11 protein-coding genes are annotated in these 17,770 nt (G+C 62.8%); 6 read left to right on the top strand and 5 right to left on the bottom strand.

Translation table 11 applies throughout. The features are described 5' to 3' along the window. The first annotated feature begins 62 nt into the window (after positions 1-62). Positions 63-548 carry an isochorismatase family protein gene (locus V6093_RS01420; protein WP_003250798.1) on the top strand — a complete coding sequence of 162 codons (486 nt, stop codon included), beginning with the start codon at positions 63-65 and terminating at the stop codon, positions 546-548. Between the two features lie 27 nt (positions 549-575). On the opposite strand, the gene V6093_RS01425 is transcribed toward V6093_RS01420, so the two are convergent. Continuing rightward, positions 576-3,347 (bottom strand): amino acid adenylation domain-containing protein, encoded by a 2,772-nt coding sequence (locus tag V6093_RS01425; protein ID WP_406669678.1) that lies wholly within the window; start codon positions 3,345-3,347, stop codon positions 576-578. Between the two features lie 216 nt (positions 3,348-3,563). Then, positions 3,564-4,262: a pirin family protein gene (locus tag V6093_RS01430; RefSeq protein WP_108078835.1), complete on the bottom strand. Its 699-nt coding sequence runs from the start codon at positions 4,260-4,262 to the stop codon at positions 3,564-3,566. 185 nt (positions 4,263-4,447) lie between these two features. On the opposite strand from V6093_RS01430, the gene V6093_RS01435 reads away from it, so the two are divergent. After that, positions 4,448-6,952: a UvrD-helicase domain-containing protein gene (locus V6093_RS01435; protein ID WP_108078836.1), complete on the top strand. Its 2,505-nt coding sequence runs from the start codon at positions 4,448-4,450 to the stop codon at positions 6,950-6,952. A gap of 7 nt (positions 6,953-6,959) precedes the next feature. On the opposite strand, the gene V6093_RS01440 is transcribed toward V6093_RS01435, so the two are convergent. Beyond that, on the bottom strand, positions 6,960-11,849 hold the full coding sequence (locus tag V6093_RS01440) for an NEL-type E3 ubiquitin ligase domain-containing protein (protein WP_406669679.1): 4,890 nt from the start codon (positions 11,847-11,849) through the stop codon (positions 6,960-6,962). Positions 11,850-12,031: 182 nt separating this feature from the next. Between V6093_RS01440 and V6093_RS01445 the strand changes: the two genes are divergently transcribed. The 3 genes from V6093_RS01445 to V6093_RS01455 all read left to right on the top strand — a co-directional run bounded on the left by V6093_RS01445 (position 12,032) and on the right by V6093_RS01455 (position 15,394). Continuing rightward, positions 12,032-12,958 (top strand): alpha/beta fold hydrolase, encoded by a 927-nt coding sequence (locus V6093_RS01445; protein WP_003250808.1) that lies wholly within the window; start codon positions 12,032-12,034, stop codon positions 12,956-12,958. A gap of 75 nt (positions 12,959-13,033) precedes the next feature. Continuing rightward, entirely contained in the window at positions 13,034-13,453 is a 420-nt protein-coding gene (locus V6093_RS01450; RefSeq protein WP_003250810.1) for a VOC family protein, read from the top strand. Positions 13,454-13,714: 261 nt separating this feature from the next. Continuing rightward, positions 13,715-15,394 carry an MFS transporter gene (locus V6093_RS01455; protein ID WP_047603933.1) on the top strand — a complete coding sequence of 560 codons (1,680 nt, stop codon included), beginning with the start codon at positions 13,715-13,717 and terminating at the stop codon, positions 15,392-15,394. 176 nt (positions 15,395-15,570) lie between these two features. Here V6093_RS01455 and V6093_RS01460 read toward each other — a convergent pair whose 3' ends face one another. After that, on the bottom strand, positions 15,571-16,140 hold the full coding sequence (locus tag V6093_RS01460) for a hypothetical protein (protein WP_003250813.1): 570 nt from the start codon (positions 16,138-16,140) through the stop codon (positions 15,571-15,573). Positions 16,141-16,181: 41 nt separating this feature from the next. Continuing rightward, complete coding sequence (locus tag V6093_RS01465) at positions 16,182-16,568, bottom strand: VOC family protein (RefSeq protein ID WP_003250815.1); 387 nt, start codon at positions 16,566-16,568, stop codon at positions 16,182-16,184. Between the two features lie 277 nt (positions 16,569-16,845). Between V6093_RS01465 and V6093_RS01470 the strand changes: the two genes are divergently transcribed. Next, positions 16,846-17,757, top strand: a complete 912-nt coding sequence (locus V6093_RS01470; RefSeq protein WP_004575413.1) for a LysR family transcriptional regulator — start codon at positions 16,846-16,848, stop codon at positions 17,755-17,757. Positions 17,758-17,770: the final 13 nt, after the last annotated feature.

Raw genomic sequence — 17,770 nt, forward strand, 5'->3', positions numbered from 1 at the left:
AGCGACCACGGCAGTTGCTTCGCGTTATACTTCGCGCCTTTTGCCCGTGCCGGAATCCGCCCATGCGCCAGGTTTTGCTCATCGTCGATGTTCAGTCCACCTTCAGCCCGCCCGAGTGGCTGGTCGATGGTTTGCGGCGGTTGTCAGCGAACATTCCCACCATAGCCTCGGTCGAGTTGCACGATGAACAGGTCACGCCGTTCGAGCGCCAGCTCGGTTGGCACCCGGCGGCCGAGGACGAGAGCCTGGTCGAGGCCGACCAGGTGTTCGTCAAGCATGGCTATGGGCAAAGTGCCGAAGCTATCGACTACATCCGGCAACTGGGTGTCGAGCGGGTGCTGGTGTGTGGGTTGCAGACCGAAACCTGCGTGCTGGCCGCCGGCTTTGCCCTGTTCGATGCAGGGCTGATGCCCACGCTGGTGACAGACATGACAATAGGGTCATCGCTGGACCGCTCGGGCAAGCTGGGGACCGACCTGTGGAAGCACCACTTCCGCCAGGTCACCACCTCGGCCGAGGTGCTGGCTGAACTGGCCGGACGCGCGTAGTGCATGCGCCGGCGGGGACATCTTCGTTCAGGCAGAGGTGGCGCGCTCAGCTGGATCGGCTCCACGCGCCTGGTGCTGCTTGCGCCTGCGGGTAAACAGCAGACGTAACAGGGTGTTCCAGCAATAGCTCACCAATACCCCTCCAGCGATTGCCAGGGCCACCTCGAACAGCGGGTGCCTGAAAACATGGTCCGCCACCGACTCGAACTGGAAATGCGTCAGGTAGATATACAAGGTTGACGAAGCGATCACCGCACCTGCCCGCGCAACCAGGGCGGGTACTGGCACCGAGCGGAACCAGACAAGCGCCAGTATCGCTGGGAGGGCGATGTCGACATAGCGTGTGAACGCTTGCCAGCCAACACCGGCAACCGCCATCAGGTCCAGCTCACCCACCACCAGCACGGCCACCGCACTGGCCACCCATTTGCGTGAGGTCGTGTCGGCATGGTGCACGGCCATGCCCAGCACCATCACCGCCAGGAAGTGCTGGGGTACCCGGTTGAGCAGGGCACTGGCGTCGAATACGAACTGGTTGAGGAACACATCCAGCGCTACCAGTGCACAGGCAGCGATGATCAGCCAGCGAAACGGATCGGCAACCAGCACCTGGCGCACGCGCTTGATCGACAGCACCAGGCCAATGATCACGATCATCTGCACCAACACTTCGATGTACCAATAGTTGAACAGGCTGACCTCGCTGGCGGGGAACCAGTTGGAAACCAGCAGCAGCGATTGCCAATGCAGCCGGTCGAATACCAGCTGGATCAATGCGGTATACAACAGTGTTGGCACCACGATGGCTGCCAGTGACCTGAGCAGCATGCGTGCATCGCCACGCGCTTCGATGGCCTTGAGCTGAAAGCGCGCCAGGGCGATGCCGGAGACCAGAAACAGCACCGAGGTTTCGCCGACGATCAGCCAGTGGTCGAACTCGCCCAGGTGGCCGACCACAATCAGGATGATGGCGAGCATGCGGATGAACACCGGCATCTCCATTACCCGCCACGTGCCTTTGGGTGGCGCACTCAGCTCGGCCAGTTGGCACACCGGCAGGGTTTCCCAACGTTCAGGCAGGTGGCCGATGAGTGCTTCGAGCACGCGCGAAGCCTGTACGAACGACAGCGAGTCGCCGCCCAGCTCGACAAAGCTCAACCTGGCGTCCAGGCGCGGCACCTGGAGGATGCGTGCCCAGGCTGTACTCAGCTTTTCGGCCAAGGGTGAAAACGGTGGGCTGATACTGTCGTCAAATGCAGCAGGCAGCGCGCGTTTGTCGACCTTGCCGTTTGGGGTGAGCGGCAGGGCATCAAGGAACACGAACAGCGCCGGTACCATGTAGTCAGGCAACTGGCCGGCGAGGGCCTGGCGCAGTTCGTCAGCTCGGGTGGCCTGCTGTGCGACGCAATAGGCCACCAGCCGGGTCGATGCACCCTCGTGGTTGGCCAGGACCACGCATTGCCCTATGTGTGGGTGCCGGCTGATGGTGTTCTCGATTTCCGCCAGCTCGATGCGATGCCCACGGATTTTCACCTGGCTGTCAGCGCGCCCCAGAAAACTGGCGCTGCCATCGGCCAGGTAGGTGCCCAGGTCGCCCGTGCGGTAACAGCGGTCAGCCGCGTCAGCGGTGAACGGGTTGGCGATGAATTTGGCTTCGGTCAGCCCCGGGTCGCCCCAGTATCCCCGCGACAGGTAGGGGCTGCGGATCAGGATTTCGCCTGTCTCGCCCTCGCTGACCAGCTGGTTGGCCGGGTTTATCACCAGCAATTGTGCATCGGCAATGCCTTTGCCCAAGGGCACCCGGGCATTGTCCATTTCCGGGTCGAGGGTATGGAAAGCCATGGCCTGTGGGGTTTCGGTGGTGCCGTAGAAGTTCACATTGACGGCATTCGGTGCGATGGCGCGGACCTGCTGGTACTGCGTCGGGCTGAGTGCATCGCCACCCCAGAACAGGTAGCGCAGGTGGTCGAGAACCTGGCCGTTCAGGTGTGCGCCAGTTTCGATCAGCTTGCCCAGCGGCGGGGTGAGGTGGATCACGCTCACACCGTGCTGCTGAAGCCAGCTGGCCAGCCGTGAGGGGGCGGTCAGGGTCGACTGCGCCGGGCAGGCAATGGTCGCGCCAAGCGACAGTGGCGTGAACACGTCGCGGTATACCGGGTCGTGGCCCAGGCCAGAAAGCAGCGAGAAGGTGTCGGCCTGGGTAAAGCCGTGCTGGCGCACATGCCAGTCGATGAAGTGCACCAGCGGTGCGTGGTGGGTAACGATGCCCTTGGGTTCACCGGTGCTGCCCGAGGTGAAGGTGATGTAGGCCGGCTGCTCAGGGCTGACAGCGGGCAGCGCGACAGGTTGGCGAGGGAAGGCCTGCAGCGCCTCCGCGGGGGCTTCAGGCACCGTGACGACCATGGGCTGGCCGACGTCGACGGTTGCCTCGGCACAGCGCAGTATCACCGCAGGCTTCAGGGTGTTGACGATTTGCTCGATACGCGCGGCAGGGTAAGCGGCGTCAGCCACGGTGAAGGCCAGGCCGGCACGCAGGCAGCCGAGCATGGCGTATACCAGGGCGGCGCTGCGGCGGGTGACGATGACCACACGATCGGTGCCGCTGGTGGCGTTTTTAACCAGAAACGCGGCAATGCCCGCGCTGATCTGCTCCAGTTGGGAGTAGTTGCAGGTTGTGTGCTGGCCAATGATGGCAATGGCCGCCGGGCAGCGGCTGGCCTGCTGGATGAAAGCGTGGTGAATGGGCTGTTCGGCACGGTACTCCAGGCACAGCGTCGGGTTCGGGCGCAGGTCCGGCATGATGATCGAGTACTCCGCAGGAACGTTGGGCTGGCTGGTAGCACAACGCTAGTGCAGGCTGGCTGATGGCGCCAATATTTGAAGGCTGCCTTGCGATAGCCGGGCAGGTCCAGGGCCGCAAGCGTGCCCCCATAAAACCCTGCTAACCGGACGGGTTAGCGGTTGTTCCATGGGAGCCGCCTTGCGCTGCGACATGGATTGTCACAGGCCTGGTTTTCAGGCCACATCCACAAGCACGATCTCGCTGTCCTCGATGGCGGTCACCCGCAGCACCTCTTCCTGCTCGATCGCCACGCCATCGCGCGCCTTGGCCCGCAACCCGTTGACTTCCACCAGCCCCTTGGCCGGCACCAGGTAACCCCGGCGTGCGGCATCGAAGCGGTACTCGGCGGTTTCACCCGCCCGCAGGGTGGCAGCCACCAGACGGGCATTGGTACGGATCTGCAGGCTGTCCTCGTCACCCGCGCGGCCGCTGGCCAAGGTCACGAAGCCTTCGCCGCGCTCGCCTTTGGGGAACGGCCGGCTACCCCACTGCGGTGCTTCACCGGTGCGCTCCGGCACGATCCAGATCTGGAAAATTCGTGTATCGATGTCTTCCAGGTTGTACTCGCTGTGCACAATGCCGGTACCGGCGCTCATTACCTGAACATCACCGGCTTCGGTACGGCCCTTGTTGCCCAGGCTGTCCTGATGGCTGATCGCGCCTTCACGCACATAAGTGATGATTTCCATGTCGCGGTGCGGGTGCGGTGGGAAGCCGCTGCCGGCCGCGATCAGGTCGTCGTTCCAAACCCGCAGGTTACCCCAGTGCATGCGTGCCGGGTCGTAGTACTCGGCAAACGAGAAATGGTGGTGGGCATCGAGCCAGCCATGGTTGGCGTGGCCGAGGCTTTCGAAGGGTCGCAGTTGCAGCATGGTCGTGCTCCTTGAATCAGTGGAATGACGCCATGATGCGCTAAAGAAACATCGAAAATAAGCGTAAATATCGGCTTAAAACAATCTGTTTTATAGATGCTTTTTGTGTGGCGTTTTATTCGCTTCATCGCCTAATCCACTGATCTGCAAGCATTCGCTGGCGATTTTTCGTCGATGCGGCGAACATGCCTGCTGTTTTGTTTTTCAACGGAGTGACCGTGGCCCACGAGCAACCCTTGGCCCCCGCCGACCTTACCCCTCCTGCCCAGTTGCCCTGGTTTCGCCGCCTGGCCGCCCGCTTGCTGGGGCGTGGCCTGACCCGCCTGCAAGCCCAGCACCGCGACTCGTGGTTCCTCGGCCACGCCACAGGCCAGCGCACTGGCCATGCCGATGGCGTGCGTGAAGGGTTCGAGCGTGGTCGGGTGGAGGGCTATGAAGCGGGGCGCCAGGTGCTGGTGATCCGCGATACGCGCCCCGACAGCGCCGCCGTGCCAGGCCAGGATGACAACTTGTTCGACGACTGGCGCCTGCCGTTGACGGCCGAGTTGAAGAAGCGCTTCAAGGCCGATGTCGCCCAGCGCCTGCCCGCCGAAGCCCAGCCCAGCGCCGCGCAATGGAAGCTGATCTTCAGTGACACCCCGTCTACCTGCGTGGTGGCAGGCGCCGGGGCAGGCAAGTCCACGTCGCTGGTGCTGCGTATCCTGCTGCTGCGTCATTACCTGGGTTACGAGCTGGATGCGATGACCGTGGTCACCTTCACCCGCGAGTCGCGCAAGGACTTCATCAAGCGCCTGCTGCAGGTGTTCGCCCTGTGGCAGATCAACCTGCAGCCTGCGCAGGCCCGCGAGCTGGTGCGCACGTTCCATTCGCGCATCCTGCCGCTGGTGCGCAGCCTGCCGGGCTTCGGCCAGGTGCGTGCATTTGAAACACTGGGCCACGAGATGCCTGCCGGGCGTGAGGCCGAGGCCGACAGCAACCCGTTCGACCTGCGCCTGAACGATGCCCAGCGCCAGCAGCTGAACCAGTGCTACAGCAGCTTGCTGGGCGAGAGCCCGCGTTTTGCCGAGCTGGTCGGCCAGTTGCGCAGCGAAGCGTTGCAACTGAAGCCGCTGGACCCGAACAACCCCGATGTGCAGAAGCGCGCACAGGTGACCCAATTGGCCGCCCAGCGCGACGAAGAACTGTGCGACGTGATCGAGGACCTGTGGTTCGCCGCTGGCGTCTGGCCGATCAAGGGCATCGAGCCCTGCCGCGAAACGGTCGACATCCGTGGCAGCCGCTTCCATGTGCATGGCCGCCTGGAAGGCCAGGGGCCTTTGGTGGTGCTGGGCTTCGACCCCGCACAAAGCGCGCAGTACCAGCGCCCCGGCGCCAAGCTGACCGTGCGTGCCGAGTGGGCGGTCAAGCGCACACTGTTGCAGGCGTTCTGCGACAGGCCGCTGATCTGGCTCGACAACTACGCCATGGCCAGGCGCCTGGCGGCATCGTTGGCGGGCGATGCCGTGGCCGGCCCTGGCTTCGAGTACAAGGTCAAGGGCGAACTGGCCCCGGCGCCGCTGCTGGATGCGTTCGTCAGTGCGGCCAATTTCATCGAAAACCTTGGGTTGGAGGTGAACAAAGCGGTGGCGGCGATGAGCTTTCCGTCCGGCGATAGCGATGCACTGTTCTTCGAGGCCTTGGCGCTGTACTGGAAAGCCCTGGAAGCGCACCTGCTGGACCAGTCGCCGCCGGTGATGAGCTACAACCGCATGTTCGCCTTGTTTGGCGAGAACAACCCAGAAAACCTGCACTTGCTGCCCGATCCGTTGCTGCGGCCGCTGGCGCACCTGATGATCGACGAGTTCCAGGACGTGTCGCCACAGATCGTCAGTTGGTTGCGTGCCAGCCTCGCCGAAATACGGCGCCGCGGCCCGGCCATGCACACCGGGCGCCATGCCCAGCATTCGTCGTTGCTGTGCGTGGGGGACGACTGGCAATCGATCTACGGCTGGCGTGGTAGCTCGCCCAAGTATTTCATGGAGTTCACCAAGGCGTTCCCGTCGCCGGCCAACACGCGGGTGATGCTGGTCGACAACTACCGATGCCAGCAACAGGTGATCGATGCGGCCGAGCACCTGGTCAAGGGCACCCCGGCGATTGCCGGCAAGAAAGCCCGTGCCAGTGGCCCGGCGGCTGAGTTGCCCGGCTCGCCGGTCAAGGTGTTCGACCGTGACGAGGCTGCGTTGGGCGAAACGCTTGTCGAGCATTACCAGCGGGGTGAGACGGTCATGATGCTGTACCGCAAGGGCAGTGACCGAGCGTTGATGAACGAGCACCTGCAAAGCGTGTTGCACGCCGACGCGGCGCTTCCGGCCGAGCAGCGCCGGCTGCGCCAGCTGACCTACCACAGTGCCAAGGGTTTACAGGCCGATGCGGTGTTCATGCTGGGTGACTGCCAGTACCTGACCAGCTCACCCTACAAGAACCAGGTATACCGTCAGGCCGGGCTGGGCAGGGCAGGTGATGCTCAACCGTTCGACTCGGCACAGAAGGAAGAAGTGCAGCGCTTGGCCTACGTGGCGGTGACCCGTGCAGTACAACACTGCTATTGGCACGTAGAGGCCGCCAATGGTGACGCCGCAGCGGCCCCACGGGCGTCCAGCCAGGTGGACGGCAAGCAGGCCTTCTTCGAAGACCTGCGCGGGCAGTGAGTGGGGGTCAGCGGCCGATTGTTTGCGTCTGGCGGGTGAGGCTGGTCAGCAGACCGGTTTCAACCTGCTGCTGCTCGGCAGTCAGCGCGTCAACGCCCTGGCGATACTGCTGCTCGTTGAGCACCACGCGCCGCAGCCTGCCCTCAGCATCCACCGGGCTTTCAGGCATGACCCTGGCCAAGGCTCGTCGCACAGAGCTGTCCAGGGATGTCACCGGGTCGGCGGTTTCATCCAGGCAGTAATAGAGGTAGTCAAGGCCTGGCCGCCAGAAGTCGGTGATCAGGCTGAACTGTGCCGCATGCTCTCGTTTCAAGTACTCGACCCAGCCCGGCTGCTGGGTCAACCATTGCTCCCGAGCGATGGCATCCCTGTCCAGGGAACGGACCGCAGCTTTCACCATTTCGATGATTGTGTCGTTGATTCTGGCCGTATTGCGGTACAGCATGCCTCGGCTCGGCTCAGGGTAGTCCAGCGCGCTGGCCAACGACTGGCGCAAGGCCAAACGTACCTCGACATCGTCCACCAGCCCCGTTTGAAGTTCGCTGTCTGGAAAGGCTGAGGGGTCGTCCAGCTCATCGTAGGGGGGGAGGTTTTCATCGAAGGCCCCGTCGAGCAGCGCCTGTTTGCGCAAGGACCTTCTCCAGCTGATGCGATCGGCCAGTTGATTGACCTGACTGCGTCGATACAACTTGCCATACAGGCTCAGTAGATCAGCGGGTCGACTACCGGCGACGGCTGCCGCTTCGTGGGCCAGCACTTCTATCTCCAAGGCACTGAACGCGTCGGCACCTGCGTCGCCACAGGTTGGCGGGAAGTCGCCGGCCACGGTGGCGAGGCGTTCACGCAGCGCGGTGTCGCGGGCCGCGTCATCCAACAGCTTCCAGACGCGTGCCCTCAGGGCCTCGCCATCACGCTGCGCTTCTGCCGATTGGGCAAGACGTTCGAGTACGCCCAGCAGCGCTGCGTTTTCACCTTGGTCAAACAGGTCGCTCCACAGTTGCTCCTCGGCATTGCTCGCCTCGCCACGGAAAACGCCTTGCCACAGTGGCACGTCTTCTGCGTGCTCGAAGACGTTGACGCCGCTGCTGCCCAGGCGTGCTCGTGTCTGGGCTTCCAGGGTGTTGTAGTTGAACAGCCAGCGGCGCTCCGGCAAGTGCGCGGCGACATCGCGGGCAAACGGGGTACGCAGCACACCAGGCAAGTCTGGCAGGGTACGAATGCGGTTGGACGAAAGGTTCAGGTAGCGCAGTTGGTACTGGGGCTGGCTCATCAGGACGGTCAGGCTGTCGGGCCACTGCTGCAGTTCGCAACGCTCAAGCTCCAGGTGGACAAGACGGGCCATGAAGCGCAGGTCGGGCGGCAGTTGCAGTGGGTTGCCTGACAGGTGCAGTACAGTGGGGTGGATCATGTCCTGGAACTGGGCGGCAAGGCTTTCGTCAAGTGTGATTTGATTGTGGCCCAGGCCGAGGGCATCCAGGGGCAAGCGCGTCAGGAAGCCTAAACTGTTGGTGTCGAGTTGCAGCCGGTTGCGGCTGAGCCACAGTAGCCGCAGGCCGGGCATTGCCCCGATGACCTGTTGGGCGGTGGGTGAAAGGGTGGTCAAGCCATTGTCTGTCAGGCCCAGCTCGCGTAGCCGTGGTGCCGACCTGAGCGCCTCGAACAATGTTTCGGCATCGATGTCCGGGTTGCCGATGATTTCCAGGGTTTCCAGGTTAGGGAAGTTCGCCAGGAAGCTGACCTCCAGGCGCCGCATCTGTAACCCCTCGAGCCTGAGATTGCGGATATGCGGCATACGTGCAGTGAAAGCGGGTAGCGCTTCGAGCTGCATACGGTCCAGTACCAGTGTTTTGGCGTGCGCGCCGCCTTCACGGCGGGAAGCACTCATCAATCGCTCGGTGCATTGCTGGCGATCAAAGCGCTCTTCAAGGGTGCGGGCGGTGCTTACCCAGCGGTTGAGATCCCGGTTGAGGGTACGCTGCTCGACCTCCAGCCGGTTGATGGCGCTACCCAGGTCACCTCCTCGAGCCAGTTCGGCTTGTAGCCCACTGATTTGCTCGCTGTTGAGTTCGGGGTAGAGCGCCCGGAGTCGACGTGCAGCCGGCAAGGCTCGTCCTTGCAGGCCACGGCCGCTCAGAGGATAGCCCAGCTGGCCGTTGGCCAACCGCAAAGGTGAGCGGAACCTGGGGTTGATGGGTTGCTGGCCGATCAGTGAGGCGCAGTGCTGGCGATCGTCAAGGGCAAGTTGCAGCAACCGGGCCGGGTCAGCCTGCGGGTGCGCGGCTTGCAGCGCCTGTTTGATGCGTAGACTGTCGTCGTTGGCCAGGCTAGGCCTGAACAGGCCGAGGAGGGCGCGGTCAAGCCGCGCTCGAGCTTGCAGAAGGCGTGCTTCCTCGGCAATGCGAAGCGGCACCCGGCCGTTGGTCAGGCGTTCCCGTTCGGCGTTGCTGATATTGCCAAGCAATGCTTCAAGCGCGCTGTCCGGCAGCCCAGGAAACTGCCGGGCGAGGGTTTGTGCGGTTGCTGGGCGTGTGGGACGGTGTCTTTGTTGCAGGCTCTCGAACAGCGCCTCGCGATGCTGTTCCAGGTGTTGCGCGAGCTTATTGTTCAGTACGGACGATCGGTGCTCGGCTGGTGTGTCACCGAGCAAATGCCCAATGGCTTCTTCATCCATCTGATCCAGCACGGTCTGGCTCAATTGGCCATTGTCCAGGTCGGTACGGGTAATTTCGATTTCTGTCTGGCCCAGCGTGTGAGGGGGGCCGTAGCGCACAGATTCGCCCCAGGGTTCTGGCCCTTGGTAAACCTTGAGCGCGTTCCCCTCGGGCCACCCCGGCAGGCGCAGCAACTCGGGCAAGGCAAAGTTCTTGTACGCAGCCAGCGGCAGCCCATGGCGTACGCAGTTGATGATCTGTTGTGTCTGATTGTCCAGTTGCAACCGCTGCAGCGTGTCGATCAACAAAGCGGGTGGACGCAGGCCCGCTGCCTGGGTGCGGCGCAGCACGTCTGGATCGGTACCGGTACTGCGCATGGCATGGTCCAGTTCGCTGTCGTCCAGGCCTGCACTATGGCTGCCGAGGCGGCGCGCGAGCTGTTCGCGGTCCCATTCCAGAGGCTGCTCATGGGCCAGTTGCCAGCGGGCGTTACCCTGATGCAGCAAGCGTGGGGCATAGGCCTGCGCGTCATCGGGGTGGCGCACGCGCCATTGCTGATCAGTGCCCTGAAACACCTCGTACAGGGTCCCATCCAGCTTCAGGTAGGTCTTCCCATCGACGTGTACATGGCCGAGCAAATCGGGTTGAGCCCCCTCAGGAATAGCCGCCGTGCTCGCATAGGGTTTCATGTCGGGGTGCCAGAGCACCTCCTTGTCTTCATGCCATACACGTTTCAGTGCATCGACAAAGCCAGACGCCTGGACGATCCTGGTGCCCACTGCAAAGCCGGCAATCACGCCCGCGTTGATGGCCAGCGATTCCAACTGCGCCAGTGCCTGCCGGGTATCACCTTCTTCCCAGGCCTCGAACCCGGTGAAAACAGAGCTCATCAGGTCGTAAGCAAAAACGCCTAGCATGACCGTGTTCAAACCCGGCACGAAGAACGCGGCGACATTCAGCACGTTCATCCCCAGGTCGAACCAGTACTTCAGACGCTCATTGCGGGCGTTGGCGTCGACTTCGGCGGTAGGCACAGCAATGGTTTTTGCGTCGGCCTTCATGCGCGCAAGGTGTGCGTTGTACAAGGACGTCCAAGGGTCGGTCCTGATGGGCGAGAGCGTGAAAGGGATCACTGGCATGATGCGGGGTTTGCGTATGCCCGCTTCATCCTCTTCGAACAGCGCGATTTCCAGCTTTACGGCGAGTTCTTTTTGCCTGTCCTTGTAGGCTAAATGCACCAAAGCGCGGCGAAACTCGCTTTGCAATAGCCGGCTGCGCAGGTGCTTGCCCGCTTCCTGACGAGAAGCGAACTCCCTTACCGGGTGCTCGCTGTCGCCAGGGACATACACAATGCAGGGGTTCTTGCGGTAAGGGTTGTCTGGCCCGATGAACAGTATTTCGTGGACGGGGGTATCGAACAGGTTGAAGTGCCAGCAATGCAACGCCTCGTTTTCATAGGTGGGGTGAGGCTTGCCGTCGCACAGTTGCCCAAGCGCATCGAGCCCGGCCTCGCTCAGCAGGCCTTTGAGCTTGGCGATCAATGCCTGGACCCTCAAGGCCTCACGGTTCGCTGCAATTGACAGGCGCTGGATTTCAGCGCGATTGGCGCCTTCATGGGTTGCAAGCAAATGGTCTTGATAGCGTTTGCCAAGGTCCAGCGCCCGACAATGTCTCACGAAGTCCGCCATCGTCAGGCCTGCCAGGGGCATGTCGCTGCCAGCGGCGTCGGTGAGCCTGCTGTAGGGACCGACTTCGTCCAGCCCCTCGAAGTTGTGCAGGGCAGCCTCCAGCAAGCTGCGTGTTTGCGGCTGGCCGACGGGGCGGGTGGCCAGCACGTCCGCTTCCACGTCCGGGACCAAAGGCGTTTCCACATCGGGAACGCCAACCCAGATGTTGGCCTCTGACTCAAAGGGCTGGAACACATACTGCGCCCTGTCTACAGGCACATTCAGCTTCAAGCGCTCGGTCAACAGAGGGCCGCAGAACGCGATGATGTCCTTGAACTCGCCCAGCGCCTGCTTGACCTGCGCCAGCCGTTTGTTACGGGTTTGCAACGCGCTGTGCAACTGCTCACGCATTGGCCCATCGGCAGTGGCATACCACGAGTAAGGGGTGCCATCTTCATCGAGGTACTCCTTGTACAGGCTCTGCACCACTTTGCGCGTATGCGTGGGTTGGAGCGCCTTGCTCCATTTCGGTAACGATCGGGTTATCTGGTTTTGATGCAACGGTGTCGGGGTTGTCATGGTCACCATCTCTTTTGTGGGGGGAGACAGTCCACGCTGATCAAGGCGCCGGGGTGCGGTAGATAGTTGTTGGCAGCAGTCGGTCCTGCGTATGCGCGGGTCGGTGGGGGGCTGGCAGCGAGGGAGCATCTGCGAGAGGGTGAGGCAGGCCATGGTGCAGGCTTCAGCCAAGGAGAATCGCAATGCGTTCGCTGTGCAGTCCGAAAGACCACCTGCTAGACCTCGATGGCGTTGAAATAGCGGTTCGCACCTGGGGGGCAGAAGACGGTATTCCCATATTGGCCTTGCATGGCTGGCTGGATAACGCTGCCTCGTTCGAGCGCCTGGCACCGATGCTGGACGGCTGCTTCGTGGTGGCCCCCGACCTGATCGGCCATGGCCGTTCCGGGCATCGTCGCCACGACAGCGGCTATTACCTGTGGGAGCATGCCGAAGACATGCTGGCGGTGACCGACAGCCTGGGCCTGGCGCAATTTCATGTGCTGGCCCATGGGATGGGCACCGGTATAGCGTCGCTGCTGGCGGCCATGACCAGTGGCATTGCCAGCATGACCTTCCTCGACGGCATGGGGGCACCGTTCACGGTGGCCGAGGATGACCGCGTGCAGCACCTGGCGCGGGCCTACCGGCTCAAGCGCATGGTACAGCGTAGCCAGTTGCCGGGTTTTGCCGAGCCGGATGTTGGTCGCTTCGACGACCTGGACACCGCCCTGGCGCAACGCCGCGAGCGGCTGGACACCGAACTGTCGGAAGGTGCCGCTCGGCTGCTGGCGCTGCGCGACCTGCTACAGCTGGACGATGGCTATTGCTGGCGCCACGACCCGCGGCTGGTATTGCCCGAACCCATGCCACTGACCGAGCGCGAAGCCTGCGACCTGCTCAGTCAGATCCGCTGCCCGTTGTACCTGCTGTTCGGCCGCCAGGGGGCCTTCACCGGCGAGGCCTTTACCCGGCGTCAGGCCGCCTTGCCCAGCCAGGCGAAAGTCTCCTGGCACCCAGGCGGGCACCACTTCCACCTGGATGCGCCGGACCGGGCGCTGGTCGACCAGTTGCTGCGTATCCTGACGCGCCATGAAGGGGGCGTTCTGCAACGCTTGGTGAACGAGTAGCTGATTCTGGTCACGCCGCGTGAACCTGGGCTATGGTGGCGAACGTATTCGCAAACACGCCACAGGGAGCCCGGCATGCGGCCTTTCACCATCAAGCACATCGACCACCTTGTGTTGCGGGTCAGCGACCTGCCGCGCAGTGTTGCCTTTTACACCGAACTGCTCGGCTGCACCGTCAGCCGCGTGCGCGAAGACTTGGGCATGGTGCACCTGGCCACGGGCACGGCGATGATCGACCTGGTAACCCTGGATGGCCCGCTGGGGCAGCCAGGCGGAGCTGCACCGGGCGTGGAAGGGCGCAACCTGCACCATTTCTGCCTGCGCATCGAGCCGTTTGACGAGGCCGCGTTGACGGCCTATCTGGAAGCCGCCGGGGTAAAGGTGGAGCCTGCAGAGAAGCGTTATGGTGCCGAAGGCGAGGGGCTTTCGCTTTACTGCTACGACCCGGATGGTAATCAGGTCGAGTTGAAGGGGCCGGTAGTGCCTGGCGGGTGAAACCGCCCCCGCCAAAATCGTCAGCCAACCCGATATCGCCCATCACCCGGTGCTGCCGTGTAGTCCAGACCGCCTTCTTGTGCAGGGCCTGGCGGGTGGATATCCAGGCAATCCCGATTATGCTTCATTTACCTTGCTGCGATCCGAGGCGGCCCGCCTCGTCGTGCTTCGCGCAAACAAAGCAAGCTCAAGGGCCTGGGTGCGACGGTGAAGTAGTTGTGAGGTGCTCCGGCCTGCATGACAACATGACGGAGGCAACCCATGGCGGTTCTCGACAGCGCATCCACGGGCAGCAGCGCGCCCCAACGCGGCATCACCAGGGAGGAGCGCAAGGTCATCTTCGCCTCGTCCCTGGGCACGGTGTTCGAATGGTACGACTTCTACCTGTACGGCTCCCTGGCGGCAATCATCGCCAAGCACTTCTTTGCCGGGGTCAATGAAACCACTTCGTTCATCTTCGCCTTGCTGGCCTTTGCCGCCGGCTTTGCCGTCCGACCGTTCGGCGCCATCGTGTTCGGTCGCCTGGGCGACATGATCGGGCGCAAGTACACCTTTCTCATCACCATTGTCATCATGGGCTTGTCCACCGCAGTGGTGGGGCTGCTACCGGGCTACGCCACGATTGGCGTGGCCGCGCCGATCATCCTGATCACCCTGCGCTTGCTGCAGGGGCTGGCGCTGGGCGGTGAGTACGGCGGCGCGGCCACCTACGTGGCCGAGCATGCGCCCAAGGGCCGACGCGGCTTTTTCACTGCCTGGATCCAGACGACTGCCACCCTGGGGCTGTTCCTGTCGCTGCTGGTGATCATGGCCTGTCGCACGGCCATGGGGACGGAAGCGTTCGAGGCCTGGGGCTGGCGGATACCGTTCCTGCTGTCGATTCTGCTGCTGGCGATTTCGGTGTACATCCGCCTGCAGCTGAACGAGTCGCCAGTGTTCATGAAGATGAAGGCCGAGGGCAAGGCATCCAAGGCGCCCCTGACCGAATCGTTCGCCCGCTGGGACAACCTCAAGGTGGTGATCATGTCGCTGCTCGGCGGCACCGCCGGCCAGGCCGTGGTGTGGTACACCGGGCAGTTCTACGCGTTGTTCTTCCTGTTGCAGACGCTCAAGATCGAGCCGCAGACCGCCAACCTGCTGATTGCCGGTTCACTGTTGATCGGCACACCATTCTTCATTTTCTTTGGCAGCCTGTCCGACCGGATTGGCCGCAAGAAAATCATCATGGCCGGCTGCATCATCGCCGCACTGACCTATTTCCCGATCTTCAAGGCGCTGACCGAGTACGGCAACCCGGATGTATTCGTTGCCCAGGAGCAGAACCCGGTGGTGGTGGTGGCCGACCCGGGCCAATGTGCGTTCCAGTTCGACCCGGTGGGCAAGGCCAAATTCACCAGCTCCTGCGACATTGCCAAGAGCCTGCTGGCCAAGCGCGCCATCCCCTATACCAATGAAGCGGCGGAGCCCGGCAGCGTGGCACAGATCCGCATTGGCGAACGGGTATTGCCGAGCTTTGATGGCAGCAGCCTGGCGGCGGCCGACTTCAAGGTGCAAAGCGAAGCGTTTACCGCAACCCTGAGTGGTGCATTGAAAGAGGCGGGCTACCCGGAAAAGGCCGACCCGGCGAAGATTCACTACCCGATGGTGCTGTTGCTGCTGACCATTCTGGTGATCTACGTGACCATGGTCTACGGGCCGATTGCCGCTTGGCTGGTGGAGCTGTTCCCGGCGCGCATCCGCTACACCTCGATGTCGCTGCCTTACCACATCGGGAATGGCTGGTTCGGCGGCTTCCTGCCGACCGTGGCGTTTGCCATGGTGGCAGCGACCGGGGATATCTATTACGGCTTGTGGTACCCGATCGTGATTGCCGTGATGACGGCGGTGTTGGGGATCTTCTTCCTGCCGGAGACCAAGGATCGGGATATCACTCACACCTGAAGGTCGAGTTTGCCTGTGCTGGCCCCTTCGCTGTAGGAGCGGGTTCACCCGCGAAAGGATCAGCACAGGCCTCGAATGCAGTGTAGGAGCGGGTTCACCCGCGAAGAGGCCGGCACAGGCCTCGAACGCTGTGTAGGAGCGGGCTTGCCCGCGAAGAGGCCGGCACAGGCGATCAATCAGTCGAAGTAGCCACGAAGCCCGAATGCATACCCGGTATCCACAGCTGTCGCCTCACCCCGGCTCCAGCGCTTCTTCAGCACGAACTCGAATGCCGGCTCGTACAACCCGTCGCGCACCAGTGCCCCCGCCAGCACCTCCACGTCGTACCAGCCATTGTCCAGTTCGATGATCGGCCGCCCTGGCACCTGGTAACGTGCCATCAGGTCACCCAGGGTCTTGGGCGTGAAGTGCTGCAGGATGCGCCAGGTGTACAGCATCAGCGCACCGTGCTCGACCCGCAGTACATAGCCATTGCGCCGGTGCTTCAGGCGGCTGCCGGCCTCGCGCAGGGCCGGGGTGTGGTTATCGAGGGTGAACAGGATGCGGTAGGGCAGGTTGTCGACACCGGCCAGCGGCAGCACGATGCCTTCGCGCACCGCCTGGTCGCCGCTGTCACCGTGGGTGAACGCACCGGCCAGGTCGTCGGGCAGTTGATGGTCTTGCTTGAAGCGCTCGAGCAACTGGATATCGCCGAGCAGAAAGTAGTCGACCAGGTCGTTGAGCACTTCGCTGAATTCGTGGCGCATCTTTTTTCCTTGTGGGTGCGCATTGGGGTAAGGGCAACCGGCTAGTGCTTCTGGGCAATCTGGATCAGGTTGCCGCACGTGTCATCGAACACCGCCACGGTAACCGGCCCCATTGGGGTGGGTGGCCGGATGAACTGCACACCGGCTGCACAGAGCCGGGTGTATTCGGCCTGGATATCACGCACGCCGAACGAGGTGGCGGGGATGCCATCCTGCTTGAGCGCGGCCTTGTACACCTTGGCCGCCGGGTGCGCGTCGGGTTCCAGCAGCAGTTCGACGCCATTGGGGTCGTTGGGCGAAGTCAGGGTCAACCAGCGGTGCCGGCCCATGGGGATGTCGTGCCTGGGCTCGAAACCGAGTACGTAGTGGTAGAAAGCCAGGGCCTTGGCCTGGTCGTCGACGAGGATGCTGGTGACCACGATCTTCATAAGCACACACCGTTTACCTGGGGCCGATGACTATCAGTAAAGACGTTCGGGCGTTTTTGACCAGTGGTTGCTGTGCCACGGGGCCCCGTTCCAGGCGCAAGCGTGGTGCGGCGCCGGTTTGCGCAGGCCTGTGAGCCGAGGTACTGGCAGACCCTACAAAAAACCTGCTCAAGGCATAGGTAAATCCTTCAGCGCTCAGCGCCCGCAGAGCGGCAGCCAAGGGTAAAGTGTGAGGCATGATCCCAGCCTGCCAAGACCCGCGTCAGAGAGGTACCCTGTGGCTGCCTATACCTTGCGACAACTGAAGTACTTCGTCACCACCGTGGAAGCGGGCAGTGTGGCCGAAGCGTCACGCCAGCTGTACATCGCCCAGCCGTCCATCTCCACGGCCATCAAGAGCCTGGAGGAAAGTTTCGGTGTGCAACTGTTCATCCGCCACCACGCCCAGGGCGTGTCATTGACGCCCAGCGGCAAACGCTTCTACGCCAAGACCAAGTCGCTGCTGCAGATGGCCCATGAGTTCGAACAGAATGCCCTGGCCGACAACGATACCGTCGCCGGGCAAATCGACATTGGCTGTTTCGAAACCGTGGCGCCACTCTACCTGCCGCGCCTGATCGCCGGTTTTCGTCAGCGCTACCCGGGTGTGGACATTCGCCTGCGCGACGGTGAACAGCAGGACCTGATCCAGGGCCTGACCGCTGGAACATTCGACCTGGCATTTCTCTATGACCACGACCTGGATGGCACCATCGAGGCCGAGCCGCTGATGCCGCCGCAGAAGCCCTATGTGCTGCTACCCGAGAACCACCGCTTTGCCGGCCAGGCCCAGGTCTCGCTGCGCGACCTGTGCCCGGAGCCGATGATCCTGCTGGACGTGGCCCCTAGCCGCACCTACTTCGTCAGCTTGTTCAACGAGATGGGCCTGGCACCGAACATTGTCTTCAGTTCGCCGTCGATCGAGATGGTGCGCGGCATGGTCGGTCAGGGTTTCGGTTTTTCGTTGCTGGTAACCCGTCCGCACTCGGAATACACCTATGACGGCCAGCGCCTGGCAATGCTCGACATTGCCGAGCCGGTGGCGCTGTCGGGGCTGGCTGCGGCGTGGTTGAAGCGAGTCCAGCTAACCAAGCCGGCGCAGCTGTTCGTGGAGTTTTGCCGGGAAGAGCTGGCGAAGTTCCTGAACTGAGCACGCCATGCTG

It is taken from the genome of Pseudomonas putida group bacterium ESBL64 (genome assembly GCF_045277175.1).
Lineage (GTDB): Bacteria > Pseudomonadota > Gammaproteobacteria > Pseudomonadales > Pseudomonadaceae > Aquipseudomonas > Aquipseudomonas alloputida.

What these genes read in the sequence shown, in the direction of transcription:
- V6093_RS01420 (WP_003250798.1), top strand. Translation starts at nt 63, where the DNA reads ATGCGCCAGGTTTTGCTCATCGTCGATGTTCAGTCCACCTTCAGCCCG.
- V6093_RS01425 (WP_406669678.1), bottom strand. Translation starts at nt 3,347, where the DNA reads ATGCCGGACCTGCGCCCGAACCCGACGCTGTGCCTGGAGTACCGTGCC.
- V6093_RS01430 (WP_108078835.1), bottom strand. Translation starts at nt 4,262, where the DNA reads ATGCTGCAACTGCGACCCTTCGAAAGCCTCGGCCACGCCAACCATGGC.
- V6093_RS01435 (WP_108078836.1), top strand. Translation starts at nt 4,448, where the DNA reads ATGCCTGCTGTTTTGTTTTTCAACGGAGTGACCGTGGCCCACGAGCAA.
- V6093_RS01440 (WP_406669679.1), bottom strand. Translation starts at nt 11,849, where the DNA reads ATGACAACCCCGACACCGTTGCATCAAAACCAGATAACCCGATCGTTA.
- V6093_RS01445 (WP_003250808.1), top strand. Translation starts at nt 12,032, where the DNA reads ATGCGTTCGCTGTGCAGTCCGAAAGACCACCTGCTAGACCTCGATGGC.
- V6093_RS01450 (WP_003250810.1), top strand. Translation starts at nt 13,034, where the DNA reads ATGCGGCCTTTCACCATCAAGCACATCGACCACCTTGTGTTGCGGGTC.
- V6093_RS01455 (WP_047603933.1), top strand. Translation starts at nt 13,715, where the DNA reads ATGGCGGTTCTCGACAGCGCATCCACGGGCAGCAGCGCGCCCCAACGC.
- V6093_RS01460 (WP_003250813.1), bottom strand. Translation starts at nt 16,140, where the DNA reads ATGCGCCACGAATTCAGCGAAGTGCTCAACGACCTGGTCGACTACTTT.
- V6093_RS01465 (WP_003250815.1), bottom strand. Translation starts at nt 16,568, where the DNA reads ATGAAGATCGTGGTCACCAGCATCCTCGTCGACGACCAGGCCAAGGCC.